This window comes from Legionella erythra, from assembly GCF_001467615.1.
In the GTDB taxonomy this organism is placed as follows: domain Bacteria; phylum Pseudomonadota; class Gammaproteobacteria; order Legionellales; family Legionellaceae; genus Legionella_C; species Legionella_C erythra.
Map to the genome: position 1 here is coordinate 195,622 of NZ_LNYA01000034.1, position 16,109 is coordinate 211,730.

Consider the following 16,109-nt stretch of genomic DNA (forward strand, 5'->3'; position numbering starts at 1 on the left):
TCCCTATGATTAAACATTATATCCGTTCATCCATTATAGTACTGATTCAAACCATTTTGCCAATCCTTGGTTTATTGACGATTGCTCCTTGGTTTATCAATGCAAATCTACTCACACGTTTGCAAGATACATTCGCCAATATTCAACCCTTATTTCTAGGCTTACATGGACTACTTTATTTAGCCCTGATTTTGTTATGGCCAAAGCTAGTCACACGCATACAGGTTAATAATCAACTCAAATCCGAACAACTAAATACAGCTCTCAAAGCTCGCTGGTATCTACTGGCTATTTTCTTGTTTATTGATGCCCTGATGATTTGGAGAATGTTATGAGTGATTACCCGATTAATAACTTGTTACGAGAACCAACAGAAGCCTGGTCAGCTATCACCTGTTTGTCTTTAGCTCTACTGGCTTATAGCCAACCACATCTGTTCTTGCTTACTCAAACTATGAGCCTGTATGCAGCGATTACACTATTAATCCCTGGTGTCTATAGAGCGTGGCAAGCCATAAAAGTGAAACGTTATCATCGAAGACTTTTAGCCATGCCAACCTATGCACTACCTACCACAGAAATCCCCTTATCCACAAACTGGTTATTCCTTGGTAAAGGCTTTCGCTGGCGGCCAAGCCATACCCAAAAGTTGCATCAAATCAAACAGGTCAAAAATGAAAAATTCATGCAACAAGGGTATTGCTATCAGCTGGCCAGACAATTTTGCCAAAACCATGAGCACATCCGATTAGCAAAATGGCTTAACAACCATTCCAAGTTAAATCCATTTAGACCCGATCCTCCTGTTGGAGGAAGCCCTTTCCTGCATGGGGTTGGAGAAGAAGATAAACCCGTTTACATTCCGCAAGATGTACGTGTAGGTCATACCTTCGTTGTAGGCACTACCAGAGTCGGCAAAACACGCTTAGCCAGTATTCTGATTAACCAAGATATCAGAAATGGCGATGGCGTCATCGTTGTAGATCCTAAAGGCGACCAGGACTTAGTTAGAGACATGTTGGCTGCCTGTGAGGTATCAGGCAGGACAGAAGATTTCAAAATCGTTCACTTGGGCTTTCCAGACCAATCGGCAAGATACAACCCACTCAAGAGCTACGACCAAGTCAGTGAAGTTGCAACCCGAATTACTGATGCAATATCCACAGAGGGTGAAGGAAAACAGTTTGCTGCCTTTGCATGGAAGTACGTAAACATTGTGGCTATATGCCTTGAAGAAATGAAACAACCAATTACCTACCAATCCATAGCCTTCTATATCAGTCGATTAGATCAGTTATTGATGACCTATGCTGACTCCATCCTACCCAATCACTATCCCAACTATCATCAAGAGATTGAAGATATTATCGAGGAACACGACGGCAAAATTGGTAAAAACAATAAAACCAAATCCCCTATGGAGCGCCACCAGGCAGTCATTCAATACGTCAAAGACCATATCAACAAAACCATTAAAAGCAACAATGCCGAAGCTCTACACGACCAAATCCTGATAGATCTTTATGACGCAGCTATTATGGATAAACACTACTATGACAAAATCACAGCCAGTGTCGGTCCTGTGTTATCTGAAATTAATAAAAGTAATGCTTCTAAAATTCTGTCATCCAAAATTGGACCAGGAGATATTGAACTAATGGATGTCATTAAAAATAAAAAGGTACTTTATATTGGATTGGATAGTCTTACGAATCCTAATATTGCCCAAGCAGTAGGTAAAGCATTCTTGTCAGATCTGGTTTCTACAGCTGGTAAAATTTATAAAGAACCCAATGCTCGCTATATCTTGAATCTACATTGTGACGAGTTGTCCGAAATTATTCAGGATTCATTTGTGAAGATTCTCAATAAAGCGGGCGGTGCAGGTTTTCAGGTTACTGCTTATGCTCAAACTATTCAGGATATGGAAGTTGCACTTGGATCCAGGGCTAAGGCTGAAGTATCTGAGGGAAATTTTAATACCTTAATAATGCTTAGGGTTAAAAATGAGGAAACTGCTAATCTGCTTGTTAAAGTACTCCCACAAGTTGGGGTTATTGGTCATACCCAAGTTTCTATGGTTAATGATACACCTCATGGTGAAGATGGGGTTTATTTTAATACAACTAATGAGGATAGAGTACAAACTTCTTCTGTGCCTATGATTGGAGTGGAGGATATTATTTCTTTGCCAAAGGGGCAGGCTTTTGTTTTAGTAAATGGTGGAGAACTTTATAAAGTAAGAGTTCCTTTACCTTTAAGTCACAAAGATAAGTCATCTGACATCTATTCAATGAAATTGAAAATCAATCGACTACCAGAAAATTAATCATATGCCAATGGATAGTTTCTCCAGTTTTATTTGCTCAATTTGAGATGAATGGACTCGTAATTCAAGTGATATATCCAGTCTTGTGGATCTAATATTTCATTGTACTTTTTACTGGGATTCCAAACGGAGCAAAAAGTGTTTTCCCATTGATTTGTACCTGTGCAAACAGTTTAATAAATCCGGGTTTATTTGGTTCGATATGAAATTGTAATTCAGGTCCACCTCGCTCAGCGTTATTGGTTGGTTCTTTGCCCATTGGATGGACATGGGTTACTGTTTTAAAGTCCTCATTAAAGCCTACAATGTGTGCATAAGCACCCATAATTGGCTCTAACGTATGGACTGGGTTTCCCTTGGCATCAACAATATCTATTTTGCCCATAGCTGGTTGCCCCACTTGTAAGGGTGTTTTATCAAAAGTTAATTTGAACTGATAACCATCGACAGTGCTTTCAAATAAAGGCTGGCGATCTAGATGATTTCCTAATCCCTCAATATTTTTAGGTGATGGAAAATCGACAATAATGTATTCCTGAGTTTTTGTATTCGCAGGCAATAGATCAGCCCACGCTCGATAGGAGGCATTTTTCAGGGTAGGCTGCCATTCGAATTGATAAACACCGGGTATATTTGTCTCTATTGGATGAACATGACTGTAGTCAACGAGATGGTTATCGATAATCAGCAAGTGAATTTTCTGAGTATGCGCCTCAATGAGATTGTCTAAGGTGATTGGTTTGTTGCTTTTAGTATCGCTTAGTTTAATCAATACTAATTTTTTGTTTTCTTTATCAATGACTTTTTGAATTGATAATTGCATGGTAGGACGAGTCTCTGATTTTGAAGACTGTAACGTGACATGGGTCATTGTGTGATGGTGGGAATTCTCAGCAAAAGCAATAGGATGATATAAATTGATTGATGATAAGCTCATTAAGGTTATGGTCAATTTTTTCATAAAACTTGGGTCTCCAAAACAATCAAGGATGTATTAATATCATTGTTTATAATGATTTTGTTTGTTGTTGATTCAAATCAGTAAGTACAATGATATCATGGTTTGATTCATAGGCTATCAACAGCCCCCATCTGCTTTGATTTATTGTGTGAAACCGTCTATATTGTAGTCATATTTCCTTTTAAAATCATGGATAAAGACCATCATGAAGCAATGCCATTGGATAATTTTAGCTTGTTGTTTAGCACTTGCTGCTTGCATGAATAATAGTACCTCTACTAAAAACACAGAGAGTTTAGATAGTCATGTGGCTCAAGGCCATGTTGGGCATGGTGGCGGTGGTGGCCGCTAACCTATAGCCTTTGGATTGTAATACAACGGAAAGCCATCAGTGATGCTGTAATTAATATGAGGTTACTTTAGGAAGAATTAAGGTCATTTGAAAATACTGGCTGAGCCGATTCATAGGATGAATTACAATGGCAGAACAATGGCATGAAAAAACGATTCAGGATATCGCATCCCAGTGTAAAATTGACCTGACTTTAGGTTTAAGCGAAGCAGATGCCGCACAACGTTTAGAAGAAACAGGGCAAAATCTGCTGAGTCAAAAGAAAAAAACATCAGCACTCATTATCTTCTTTCAGCAATTCAGTAGTGTGGTCACTTGGGTGCTTTTGGGTGCGGTCATTGTTTCTTTTTTACTTGGTGAAAAAGCCGATGCCATTGCTATTTTGGCCATTGTTATTTTAAATGCCATTATTGGTTTCGCTCTAGAATACCGAGCTGATCGCGCTATGGCAGCGCTCCAGAAAATGGCTGCACCAAAAGCGACTGTTTTGCGCGATGGCCATGCCAAAATGATTGCTGCCTCTGATATCGTCCCAGGAGATGTTATCCTTTTTGAAAGTGGTGATTTAATCGCCGCCGATGCCCGTCTTTTTGAGTTGTCAGCACTCAAGGTCAATGAAGCACCGCTCACGGGTGAATCCATGCCAGTAGGTAAAACCCTGGACCTTTGCATTTCAGAAACCCCATTAGCCGACCGTAAAAACATGGTGTTTATGGGAACCTCGATTGCTGATGGTACGGGACGTGCACTGGTTGTCGCGACTGGGATGCAAACCGAAATGGGTCATATCGCCAAAATGCTTAGTGAAGCCTCTCGTGATGAAACACCTTTACAGAAAAAACTCAATCAAGTGGGTTCTCGGTTATTATGGCTTTGCTTTTTCATTGTCATTGCCATTTTTGGCTTAGGTTTACTTCGCAACATTCCTATTTTTAAATTATTCATGAGCTCCGTGAGTCTTGCGGTTGCGGCAATTCCTGAAGGCTTGCCTGCTGTTGTCACGGTGGCTCTAGCGCTTGGTGTGCAGCGCATGGTAAGACGTTCCGTGCTGGTGAGGCGATTATCGGCAGTTGAAACCTTAGGCAGTTTACAAGTGATTTGCACCGATAAAACAGGAACGTTGACGGTGGGTGAAATGACGGCACGTAAGCTTGTGACAGCCGGTGATGTTTATAGCATTCGTGGAGAGGGTTATAACCTCACAGGAGGATTCTCACTGCAAGGTCAAGAGATTAAAGTGTCCGAAGACACCTTGTTGCAGACCACACTAAGCGCCATGGTGGCCTGTAATAACGCTGAGTTTAGTAGCCAAAATGGGCAAATGACCACAGTAGGGGATCCCACTGAGGTGGCACTTTTGGTCGCTTCCGCCAAAGGAGGGGTTTGGCGGGGTGAGCTGCAAACCTTTTTACCTCGCATTAAGGAGTTGCCCTTTAGCTCCGAACGCAAACGCATGACGGTGATATGCCAAGAAGAAAAGGAGTTCATCGCTTTTGTTAAAGGCGCACCGGAAATTATTTTGGAGCGATGCACTCATATTTTGACCCAAACTGGGGTTAAAAAATTAACGCCAAATGACAAAGCGCGCATGCAACAATCGTGTGAATTGATGGCCAGTGAAGCATTGCGTCTGTTAGCTTTTGCCCAGAGGCCATTAGACGCCGCCGAGTTAGAAAAAGAAGACAATGAGATTGAAAGTAACTTAATTTTCCTAGGTCTCATTGGTCTTCAGGACCCACCTCATGCCAGTAGCAAGGAATCCGTCAGTCGCTGTAAAATGGCGGGTATCAAACCGGTGATGATTACAGGAGACCATCCTGATACAGCCAGAGCCATTGCCCAAGAACTCGGTATTTTGGGAACAGGAGACCGACTGCTCACGGGTAATGAGCTTGAAAACCTGTCCGAGGAAGAACTTAGCCACTGTGTTAAAGACATTGCAGTCTATGCCCGAGTGACAGCAGAGCATAAATTAAAAATCGTACGCGCCTGGAAAAAACAAAACAAGGTGGTTGCGATGACGGGTGATGGGGTCAATGATGCGCCTGCCTTAAAAGAAGCGTCTGTGGGAATTGCCATGGGGAAAACAGGAACGGCAGTGACCAAGGAAGCTTCTGACATCATTGTTATGGATAATAACTTCACCTCGATTGTGGCCGGTATTGAAGAGGGACGCACGATTTATGACAACATTGCTAAAACACTCGCTTATTTGTTAGCAGGCAACAGCGGGGAGTTGCTGGTTGTGTTTGTGGCCCTTTTAATCGGTTGGCCGCTGCCTTTATTGCCCATCCAATTGTTATGGATTAACCTAATCACGGATGGCTTGCCGGCTATTGCCTTAGCTACCGATATGTCCGAGCCAGGGATTTTGAATCGCCCACCCCGAGCCACGCAAAAAACCATGATGGATAGGGTATTTTTCAAACGGGTGACCTTTATTGGCTGCTTAACGGCTTTGGTAACCCTGGGTGTGTTTGCTTATGAATATTTAATGGATGGGGATTTAATCCAGGCTCAGGATGCCGCATTTTCTGTGTTAGTGACGGCAGAGCTTTTGCGGGCTTTTGGTGCTCGCAGTGACACTAAGACCATCTGGCAAGTGGGGTTTTTCTCTAATTTGCGACTTCTTTTTATTGTGAGCATCAGTTTTTCATTGCAGGTATTGATTCATCACATTCCCTTATTGCGTGAATTATTTGGCATTGAGCCGGTGTCATTCAACCAGTGTCTTTCTTGGATACTGTTAGGCATGCTGCCTTTGCTGGTTATAGAAGGCCGGAAATGGTTAAGGAAGGCACCTAATGAAGCGTTTTAGTATTAAAAAAATTACGTGGGCTGTTGTTTTAAGCGCCTGTTTTAGTGGGCCATTGACTTATGCCAAGCCCACACCCGGTTTGTTGCAGTTAATTCAGGAAGCAAAGCAAAACAATCCCCAAATTCGGGCGGTACGCGACCGTCTGTTTGCTGCAATTCACGTGATTCCGCAAGCGAAAGCGCTTCCTGACCCGAAATTGAACGCGGGGTATATCAATATGGCCGAGAATATCCCCATGGATGTAGACCCAAGACGTGAACAAATGTTGGGTGGGAGCCAAGAAATTCCTTTTCCTGGCAAACTCATTGTTCGCGGAAGGATAGCCACACTTGAAGCCAAACGCACGCAAGCGGAGTATCAAGCCACCTGTTTTGCCGTGATTGCGGAACTAAAACGACTCTATTATGACCTTTACTTTGTCAATAAATCCATCGAGATTGTGCAAAGAAATCAAGAGCTTCTCCATGAAATGGAACAAAGTGCCGAAGCGACGTACAGTGTAGGGAAAACGCCCCAACAAGACATTTATCGCGCCCAAACCGAGATTTCTCGTCTAGAGATGCGTTTAGTCATCTTAAAGCAACAACGCCAATCCCTGCAAGCCGATATCAACCGTCTTTTGAATCGTTCCTTAGAAATGGTAGTCAGTACTCCAACAACACTCCCTATCACACCAATGGGCCATAATTTGGAGTATTTTTATTCGCTCGTTAAACAGCGGGCGCCTCAATTAATCATGCAGCAGCGTAACGTGCAAAAAGGACGACAAGCCATCAAGTTAAGTAAAATGGATTATTTCCCGGATGTTGAAATCGAGGGGGGACGGCTTCATGATACGGGAATGCATACCAAAGGCTATCAAGTGTTGTTAAAAGCAACCGTTCCCCTTTATTTCATGCAAAAACAAAATAATGCCGTACGGGAATCACTTGCCCGTTACAACGCAGATATGGAAGACTTGCAGACGACTTATCGCACACTTTCTTTTCAAGTAAAAAATGCCTATTTGTTGGCAGAGCGCTCGGCAAAGCTCATTCATCTAATTCAACATACCATCATTCCACAAGCGACGCTGACGTTTACCTCTTCACAAGCCAATTATGGGGTTGGTAAAGTCGATTTTTTAACGATGCTGAATAATTTATTGACACTGCAAGAAAACGAATTGGAATGGCATGGTGAACTCGCTGAGCATGAAAAAGCCATTGCGCAAATCGAAGAAACCACAGGGACGTACCTATGAATCATAAGGTGATGAGAAAGAGTGTATTCGTTTTGAGTTTACTGGCTTTGTTGCAGTTAACCCAGGCACAAAATGCAACGGATACACATAGCAAGATGGACATGAAACAATCCACACAAAAAAATGAGATTGTGATTGATCCAGTTCGCTTACAAGCCATTGGCATTACCTCAGAGCCGGTATGTCGTAAACTGATTGAAAAAACAATCCGTACGGTGGGTCGTGTTGAAGCCGATGAGCGGCGCATTGCCCACATTCATGTGCGTTTTGATGGCTGGATAGAACAATTATTCATCAATTACACTGGCGAAAAAGTACAAAAAGGACAAGCCCTTTTTACAGTGTATAGCCCGGAGTTGGTGGCCACCCAGCAAGAATACTTACTTGCCTTGAACGCCCAAAAAATCTTAAGCAAAAATACCACTTCCAGTGCTACCCGTGGTGTCCAAGGGGCCTTTCAAGCGGCTCATCAACGGTTGCTGCTGTGGGGGATTTCTGAAAAAGAAATAGAGCAATTAAAGCGCACCGGCAAAATTACTCGAACGATGACCATTGACTCACCCATCCAAGGTACGGTTCTTAAAAAAATGGCGCTTATCGGTATGCGTATTGAGCCGGGGGATGAACTGTACACCATTGCTGATTTATCTCGATTATGGGTTTTAGGGGATATTTATGAATATGAGTTGCCCTATATTAAACTTGGACAAACTGCCGACCTGACCCTCACCTATTTGCCCAATGAGTTATTTAAAGCCAAGCTTGATTTTATTTATCCGACCATTGATATGAAAACGCGAACAGCCAAGGTGCGTTTCGAAGTAGACAATCAAAAAGAACAATTAAAGCCTGGTATGTATGTTAATCTGGAACTCAAAGTTCCTTTGGGTGAACGTCTTGTAGTACCTAAAAATGCGGTTTTGCTCACGGGTGAGCGAGCGGTGGTCTTTATTTATCATGGCAATGGTAAAATTGAATGGCGAGACGTAACTGTTGGAGTGAGAGCCGGTGATTTGCTTGAGATAGTAAAAGGGGTTAAGGAGGGAGATAAGATTATTACCTCTGCCAATTTCCTCATTGATTCGGAGAGCCAGTTGAAAGCAGCCATGGGAGGCATGCAGCATAAATAATAAGAGATGAATTGCTTATGAGTGTTATCTCGTAAGGCTCTTCCTTTCAAGAACAGGAATGATGTATGGGGTTCCTATGAAATAAAGGGATTTTATGGTTGAACGGATTATTGAATTTTGTGTACGCAATCGCTTTATTGTGTTGCTCTTTGTGCTTGGGTTTTCTTTCATGGGTTATATGGCCTTGAAGAATACCCGCATGGATGCACTGCCTGATATTTCAGACACGCAAGTGATTGTGTATACCACCTGGATGGGGCGCTCTCCTGATTTAATGGAAGACCAGGTCACTTATCCTATTGTGACCGCCCTATTATCCGCACCGAAGGTGGTTGCGGTACGAGGATTTTCTGATTTTGGTTTTTCTTACGTCTATATTATTTTTGAGGACGGAACCGATATTTATTGGGCGCGTTCTCGTGTTTTGGAATACATGAGTCAACTGGCAGGGAAATTACCCGAAGGGGTCACTCCTCAACTAGGTCCTGATGCAACCCCTGTGGGTTGGATTTATCAATACGCTTTGGTGGATGAGAATGGGAAACATAATCTGGCTGAATTACGCACGTTTCAAGATTGGTATTTACGCTATTGGTTAAGAGCAGTTCCAGGGGTGTCTGAAGTCGCCAGTGTGGGTGGGTTTGTCAGGCAATATCAAGTCAATTTGGATCCCGTCAAAATCCTTGCCTACAACCTGTCGGTTCCTGACATCATCGAAAAAATTCGCATGAGCAATAACGACACCGGTGGACGGGTGATTGAATTCTCAGGGGTGGAGTACATGATTCGTGGGCGAGGGTACATTAAGTCTACTGAGGATATTGAAAAAATTGCCATAGGCACTAATGCCAATGGGACACCGATTTTGCTGCGTGATGTGGCCACCGTGCAGCTTGGCTCGGATATGCGTCGAGGGGTCGTTGATTTAAATGGCCAAGGAGAAGTAGTGGGCGGCATTGTCATCATGCGCTTTGGTGAGGATGTGTTGCAAGTGATTGGTCGCATTAAAGAGAAATTAAAAGAATTGGCCACTGCCATCCCCGAAGGAATAAAAATGGTTCCTGTGTATGATCGCAGTAATCTCATTCGAGAAGCCATCTCCACGGCCAATTGGAATTTGATTGAAGAACTGGTGGTGGTTGGGTTACTCATCATCGTATTTTTAGGTCATTTTCGTTCAGCATTAATCCCCATTATTACCTTGCCGCTTGCGATTTTGATTTCTTTTATTCCCATTTATTTCTTGCATATTGGGCTTAATATCATGTCCATTGGTGGGATTATTGTGGCGGTTGGCGACATGGTGGATGCCGCTATCATCATGGTCGATAATGCCCATAAACGCTTAGCGGATTGGGAGGCAAAAGGAAGTCCAGGCGATCGCACCCAAGTGTTAATCGATTCAGCCAAGGAAGTAGGTCCTGCGATTTTCTCATCACTTATTGTGATTGCCATCTCGTTCATGCCCGTTTTTACTCTAGAAGCCCAAGAGGGACGGATGTTTTCACCTTTGGCTTATACTAAAAACTTAGCGATTTTCATGAGTGCCCTGTTGGCCATCACCCTAATTCCTGTACTATTGCCTCTTTTGGTGCGTGGTCGAATCATTCCTGAACAAAAACATCCTATTACGCGGTTTATGCAAAAAATGTACGCACCCGTGTTAAGGCTGGCCTTGCACTATCGAAAGTTGGTGATAGGTATTGCGGTGGTGGTTGCTTTAAGCATCATTCCTCTTTATAAACTCATTGGCTCTGAATTCATGCCTCCTCTTTATGAAGGCACCATTTTATACATGCCAGTTACTTTACCGGGTATCTCAGTAACTCAAGCGACCGCCTTGCTTCAAGAAATGGATAAGAAATTAAAAGCCTTTCCAGAAGTATCCCATGTGTTTGGAAAGACAGGACGAGCGGAAACCTCTACCGACCCTTCTCCATTTAGCATGATGGAAGTGATTGTGGAATTAAAGCCCAAAGAATTTTGGCGTAAAGGAATGACTTATGAAAGTTTAGTTGCCGAGATGGATAAAGCCTTGCAATTTCCAGGCGTGAGCAATGCCTGGACTATGCCTATTAAGGCACGCAATGACATGCTCACCACAGGGATTCGAACGGCGGTTGGGATTAAAATTTTTGGTCCCGACATTAAAAAAATTGAAGCCATCGGCAAAGAAATTGAAATGGTGGCTAAAGAAGTGAAGGGGACAAGTAATGTCTATGCAGAGAGAGTCGCTGGAGGCTATTTTCTTGATTTTGAAATCCATCGCGACCAGCTGGCACGTTATGGCTTAACCATCATGGATGTTAATCGCATTATTGAATCGGCTGTGGGCGGTGAAAACATTACTACTACAATTGAAGGGCGTGAGCGTTATCCGGTGAATGTGCGCTATTTGCGTGAATTACGCGATGATCCGGATAAACTCAATCGTATTTTAGTCAAAACACCGAGTGGTGCTGAAGTGCCTATTGCGCAATTGGTGACGTTAACATTTCGTTCAGGACCTGCCATGATTCGCGATGAAAATGCCATGTTAGCAGGTTATGTGTTCATCGACATCAGTGGTCGTGACATTGGCGGTTATGTGGAAGAGTTAAAACAAGCAGTCAAGGCCAAAGTCAAATTGCCTCCAGGTTATACGCTAGCCTGGTCAGGCCAATACGAATTCATGCAACGGGTTTATGAGCGGCTTAAGATTTTCGTACCACTCACCTTAGTCATTATTTTTGTCTTATTTTACTTTACCTTCCGGACTATCACCGAGACTTTAATGGTGATGCTGGGTGTTCCTTTTGCTTTATTTGGCGGCTTTTTGCTGCTTTATATATTGGGTTACAACATGAGTATTGCCGTTTGGGTGGGAATGATTGCTTTAGCCGGTGTGGCCGCCGAAACCAGTGCGGTGATGCTAGCTTACCTGGATTCGGATTACAATGAGAAAAAAGAGAAAGGGTTGCTTAAAACCCTGCCGGATTTAATTCAAATGGTACACCTTTGTGCCATATCTCGTATTCGTCCCATGGTGATGGCAGGTCTTGCGAACATCATCGGATTATTACCCGTAATGTGGGCCACTGGCATTGGAGCGGATGTCATGAAGCGCCTGGCGGCACCCATGGTGGGTGGCGTTTTTTCCGCCCTTTTACTGACTCTCATTGTCATTCCCGTGGTTTATGTGATGTGGCGTTGGCAAGTGGATTTGAAACAACAAGGAAGTCTAACGGAGGCAAAATGAAATTAACCTTTTTAGGGGCAACAGAGACCGTTACCGGATCAAAATATCTTTTGACGGTAGATTCTAAAAAAATTCTTATTGATTGCGGGCTTTTTCAAGGTTACAAAGAATTACGACTGCGTAACTGGGCTCCCTTGCCAGTCAATCCACGCGACATTGATGCAGTCATCATCACCCATGCTCACATTGACCATACGGGTTATCTTCCTTTGTTCGTTAAAAATGGTTTTCAAGGCAAAATTTATGCAACAACGGGTACCAAAGCGTTGTGCTCCATTTTATTGCCCGACAGTGGCCATCTGCAGGAAGAAGAAGCACGATTGGCTAACAAATATGGGTTCTCCAAGCATAGGCCTGCTCTTCCACTGTATACTGAGCAGGAAGCTCGAGTTGCCTTAAATTATTTTGAGACCATTGATTTTGATACGCCACATTCATTATTTAATGTGTTGAGTTTTGAATTTCATCGTGCCGGCCACATCGTGGGGGCTGCCATGGTCAAAATAAAAACAAAAAAAGGTTCCATTGTGTTTACCGGGGACCTTGGCCGGCCTCATGATCCTGTCATGAAAGCCCCAAGCGTGATTCAAGAAACCGATTATTTGGTGATGGAATCCACTTACGGAGACCGGCTGCATGATGCCACCGATCCCTTGCCACAAATTGGTGAAGTGATTAATCACACCATCAAACGAGGAGGCTCTGTTATTATTCCGGCCTTTGCGGTGGGACGGGCTCAAAGTCTTTTATATTTTATTTATGAATTAAAACGCAAAGGGAAAATTCCTAAAGAGATTCCAGTATTTTTAGACAGTCCCATGGCTATTAATGCAACCAAACTACTCTGTACTTATAAAGAGGATCATCACTTAAATGAGGAACAATGTCGTGGATTATGCAATGTGGCCACTTACATTAATACGCCTGAGGAGTCCAAAGAGATTGACAGACATAAAATGCCACAAATCATCATAGCCGCCAGTGGCATGGCTCAAGGCGGTCGTATTTTGCATCATTTGAAAGCCTTTGCGCCTGATCCTAAAAACACACTTCTTTTTACTGGCTTTCAGGCAGGAGGTACTCGTGGTGCCAGGATGGTTAATGGAGAGCGGGAGGTTAAAATTCATGGTGGTTTGGTTCCCATACGCGCTCAGGTGGTGGTTATGAGCAGTACCTCTGCTCATGCCGATTATCTCGAGATGTTAGAGTGGCTAAAGCATTTTACTCATCCGCCTAAGAAGGTCTTTATCACGCATGGCGAACTCCACAGCGCTCAATCATTAAAAGAGAAAATTGAAAGCCAATTAGGCTTTTGCTGCACGATTCCTTCTTATCTGCACACGGAGGATTTGTCGTGAACCATGAAGAACCTCATACGTTACGTTTAAAACACTTGGGGATTAAAACCTATCACGAAGCCATTATCTACATGCGAGAAGATTGTCATGTGTGTCATTCAGAAGGCTTTGAAGTTCAGACCCGCATTCAAGTGACCCTTGGCCAACGTTCCATTATCGCAACGCTTAATGTCGTTACCTCAGAGCTTCTTAAGCCTGGTGAGGCCAGCTTGTCGCATTATGCCTGGGATTCTTTAAATGCTAAAGAAGGGGATGAAATCCAATTATCGCATCCTAAACCTCTGGAATCATTAAGTTATGTGCATACGAAGATTTATGGTAACGAACTCTCTTTTAAACAAATCAAGGCCATCGTGGATGACGTTTTAAGTGGACGTCTTTCTGATTTGCAAATCTCCGCTTTTTTAGCGGCCAGTGCCGCGGAACGTTTAAGCAATATTGAAATCGTGAAACTTACAAAAGCCATGATTGACAGTGGCGATCGCTTATCCTGGTCTTCACCTTTGGTGGTGGATAAGCATTGTGTTGGTGGTTTACCAGGAAATCGCACTACCCTTGTTGTGGTTCCCATTGTAGCGGCTTTCGGGTTGACCATCCCAAAAACCTCTTCACGGGCTATCACTTCTCCAGCCGGGACAGCAGATACGATGGAAACTTTAGCGCCGGTGTCACTTAGCCCAGAGGCTATGTGTCAAGTGGTTGATAAGGAAAACGGATGCATTGTTTGGGGAGGTGCTGTGAGCTTAAGCCCTGCCGATGATGTGCTTATTCGGGTGGAGCGTGCTCTTGAGTTAGATAGTGAAGGGCAATTGGTCGCCTCAATCCTTTCTAAAAAAATTGCCACAGGGGCAACCCATGCGGTTATTGATATTCCAGTGGGACCTACCGCCAAAGTCAGGAATAAGTCCAGGGCTTTACTTCTTAAGCAATCCCTTGAAGAAGTAGGAAAACAGTTAGGTCTTGTGGTCCATACCTTAATTACTGATGGCGCACAACCGATAGGAAATGGTATTGGCCCGGCTTTAGAAGCACGCGATGTGTTGGCGGTATTACAAGGTTTGCCTCATGCCCCAAAGGATTTGCGTGAAAAATCATTAACTCTTGCAGGAGCAGTACTGGAATTTTCATCAACAGTACCACCTGGCTCAGGTCAATCGATAGCCAAACAATTATTAGATAGCGGAGAAGCGTTTAAAAAATTTCAGGCGATTTGTGAGGCACAAGGAGGGATGAGGGAATTGACGGTGGCACGTTTTACTTACCCTATGGTTGCTGAGAAAGCAGGTAAAGTATCTCTCATTGACAATCGAATGCTCGCAAAAATTGCTAAACTTGCAGGGGCGCCTAAGTCTAAATCAGCAGGGGTTGATTTGCATGTTCATGTTGGTGACCAAGTTGAAAAAGGGCAGCCTTTGTTCACCATCCACTCAGAGTCTTCAGGGGAACTAACTTATGCTCGCGATTTTATTCACGATAAACAAAATACCATTGTTCTGGGAGAGAAGCCTTGAAGCCCATTTTATTTTCATTATTTGATACCTCAGGAATCAGTAGACGCTTAAAAGAAGCGCTTCAAGTGGAGGTGGGTGATGTCACGTTGCATTGTTTTCCAGATACAGAGTGGTACGTAAAAATTAATTCAGAAGTTAAAAATCGCAGCCTCATTGTAGTGGATAGCTTAAACCAACCCGATGGAAAAATACTGCCTTTGCTGTTTTTTGCTAAAACAGCAAAAGAATTAGGAGCTAAAAAAATCGGCTTGATTGCTCCTTATCTTCCCTATTTACGTCAAGATAAACGTTTTCATCAGGGGGAAGGGATTACCTCGCGTTATTTTGCTGAATTACTCTCTACTTCATTTGATTGGCTCATGACCATCGACCCCCATTTGCATCGTTATCACTCTTTAGATGAAGTCTACTCCATTCCTACTTTTGTCTTGCATGCTACAGCCAATATTGCCACATGGATTAAGAATCATGTGAATAAGCCTGTGATTATTGGTCCTGATATGGAAAGTCAGCAGTGGGTTGCCGACATTGCTGAAAAAGGCCATTTCCCTTATGTGATTTTGGAAAAAATTCGACGTGGAGATAAAGAGGTTTCTATTTCTGTGCCAACTATCCCTGATCTTGAATCCTCTACTCCAGTCTTAGTCGATGACATTATCTCCACGGCCAGAACCATGGTGGAAACGGTAAGGCATTTACAAATGGCAGGGGTTCAGTCCGTGATTTGCATTGGGGTGCATGCGCTTTTTGCAGAAGAGGCTTATTCTTTATTATCAGGGATGGATGGTGTGCAAATCATCACGTGCAACACCATCCGTCATATCACCAATGCGATTGACGTGAGTGAAGTGATTGCAACCACTTTAGAAAAATACAAACTCGCCAAGGTGTTAAAAAAATAGGGATGAAAAAATTTTAACTGACTAAGGAGTATCACATGTCACTTGTGAAGATAATCAAGGTAATTGGAATGGTCATTGGACTTTCCGCGACTTTCTTTTTGAGCTCTTGTGATGGTACTCTGAAGCAGAGTGCACAAGAGGTTGATGGGGGCTACGGAGGACACAGTGCGGGTGGGCATGGCGGGCATGGTGGTGTTGGGCATTAGGCCTCAATTGAAGGAAAACGAGTATTGTAAAACGAACCATTAGGACATTTAAGAGTCCTTT

The 16,109-nt window shown here is 43.2% G+C and carries 10 protein-coding genes; 9 read left to right on the forward strand and 1 reads right to left on the reverse strand.

The genetic code is table 11. The annotated features are described in order from the left end of the window. Window positions 1–5: 5 nt before the first annotated feature. Both Lery_RS12145 and traD read left to right on the forward strand, forming a co-directional pair. Complete coding sequence (locus Lery_RS12145) at window positions 6–335, forward strand: hypothetical protein (RefSeq protein ID WP_058527510.1); 330 nt, start codon at window positions 6–8, stop codon at window positions 333–335. Then, complete coding sequence (gene traD, locus Lery_RS12150) at window positions 332–2,329, forward strand: type IV conjugative transfer system coupling protein TraD (RefSeq protein WP_058527511.1); 1,998 nt, start codon at window positions 332–334, stop codon at window positions 2,327–2,329. The genes Lery_RS12145 and traD overlap by 4 nt, the downstream gene beginning before the upstream one ends. A 91-nt stretch (window positions 2,330–2,420) precedes the next feature. Here the strand turns inward: traD and Lery_RS12155 are convergent, their stop codons facing one another. Further along, entirely contained in the window at window positions 2,421–3,290 is an 870-nt protein-coding gene (locus tag Lery_RS12155) for a hypothetical protein (RefSeq protein WP_058527512.1), read from the reverse strand. A 479-nt stretch (window positions 3,291–3,769) separates the two neighbouring features. Between Lery_RS12155 and Lery_RS12160 the strand changes: the two genes are divergently transcribed. The 7 genes from Lery_RS12160 to Lery_RS12190 all read left to right on the forward strand — a co-directional run bounded on the left by Lery_RS12160 (window position 3,770) and on the right by Lery_RS12190 (window position 15,842). Further along, complete coding sequence (locus Lery_RS12160) at window positions 3,770–6,460, forward strand: cation-translocating P-type ATPase (RefSeq protein ID WP_058527513.1); 2,691 nt, start codon at window positions 3,770–3,772, stop codon at window positions 6,458–6,460. After that, complete coding sequence (locus Lery_RS12165) at window positions 6,447–7,703, forward strand: TolC family protein (protein WP_058527514.1); 1,257 nt, start codon at window positions 6,447–6,449, stop codon at window positions 7,701–7,703. The genes Lery_RS12160 and Lery_RS12165 overlap by 14 nt, the downstream gene beginning before the upstream one ends. Beyond that, window positions 7,700–8,833 (forward strand): efflux RND transporter periplasmic adaptor subunit, encoded by a 1,134-nt coding sequence (locus Lery_RS12170; protein ID WP_058527515.1) that lies wholly within the window; start codon window positions 7,700–7,702, stop codon window positions 8,831–8,833. Before Lery_RS12165 ends, Lery_RS12170 begins: the two co-directional genes overlap by 4 nt. Window positions 8,834–8,927: 94 nt before the next feature. Then, entirely contained in the window at window positions 8,928–12,071 is a 3,144-nt protein-coding gene (locus Lery_RS12175) for an efflux RND transporter permease subunit (RefSeq protein WP_058527516.1), read from the forward strand. Beyond that, window positions 12,068–13,429, forward strand: coding sequence for an MBL fold metallo-hydrolase (locus Lery_RS12180; RefSeq protein WP_058527517.1), 1,362 nt, complete (start codon window positions 12,068–12,070; stop codon window positions 13,427–13,429). Before Lery_RS12175 ends, Lery_RS12180 begins: the two co-directional genes overlap by 4 nt. After that, window positions 13,387–14,940: a thymidine phosphorylase family protein gene (locus Lery_RS12185; RefSeq protein WP_080441833.1), complete on the forward strand. Its 1,554-nt coding sequence runs from the start codon at window positions 13,387–13,389 to the stop codon at window positions 14,938–14,940. Before Lery_RS12180 ends, Lery_RS12185 begins: the two co-directional genes overlap by 43 nt. Then, window positions 14,937–15,842, forward strand: coding sequence for a ribose-phosphate pyrophosphokinase (locus Lery_RS12190; RefSeq protein ID WP_058527519.1), 906 nt, complete (start codon window positions 14,937–14,939; stop codon window positions 15,840–15,842). Before Lery_RS12185 ends, Lery_RS12190 begins: the two co-directional genes overlap by 4 nt. Window positions 15,843–16,109: the final 267 nt, after the last annotated feature.

Coding starts and splice junctions, on each gene's coding strand:
- Lery_RS12180 (WP_058527517.1), top strand. CDS start 12,068: ATGAAATTAACCTTTTTAGGGGCAACAGAGACCGTTACCGGATCAAAA.
- traD (WP_058527511.1), top strand. CDS start 332: ATGAGTGATTACCCGATTAATAACTTGTTACGAGAACCAACAGAAGCC.
- Lery_RS12165 (WP_058527514.1), top strand. CDS start 6,447: ATGAAGCGTTTTAGTATTAAAAAAATTACGTGGGCTGTTGTTTTAAGC.
- Lery_RS12145 (WP_058527510.1), top strand. CDS start 6: ATGATTAAACATTATATCCGTTCATCCATTATAGTACTGATTCAAACC.
- Lery_RS12170 (WP_058527515.1), top strand. CDS start 7,700: ATGAATCATAAGGTGATGAGAAAGAGTGTATTCGTTTTGAGTTTACTG.
- Lery_RS12155 (WP_058527512.1), bottom strand. CDS start 3,290: ATGAAAAAATTGACCATAACCTTAATGAGCTTATCATCAATCAATTTA.
- Lery_RS12160 (WP_058527513.1), top strand. CDS start 3,770: ATGGCAGAACAATGGCATGAAAAAACGATTCAGGATATCGCATCCCAG.
- Lery_RS12175 (WP_058527516.1), top strand. CDS start 8,928: ATGGTTGAACGGATTATTGAATTTTGTGTACGCAATCGCTTTATTGTG.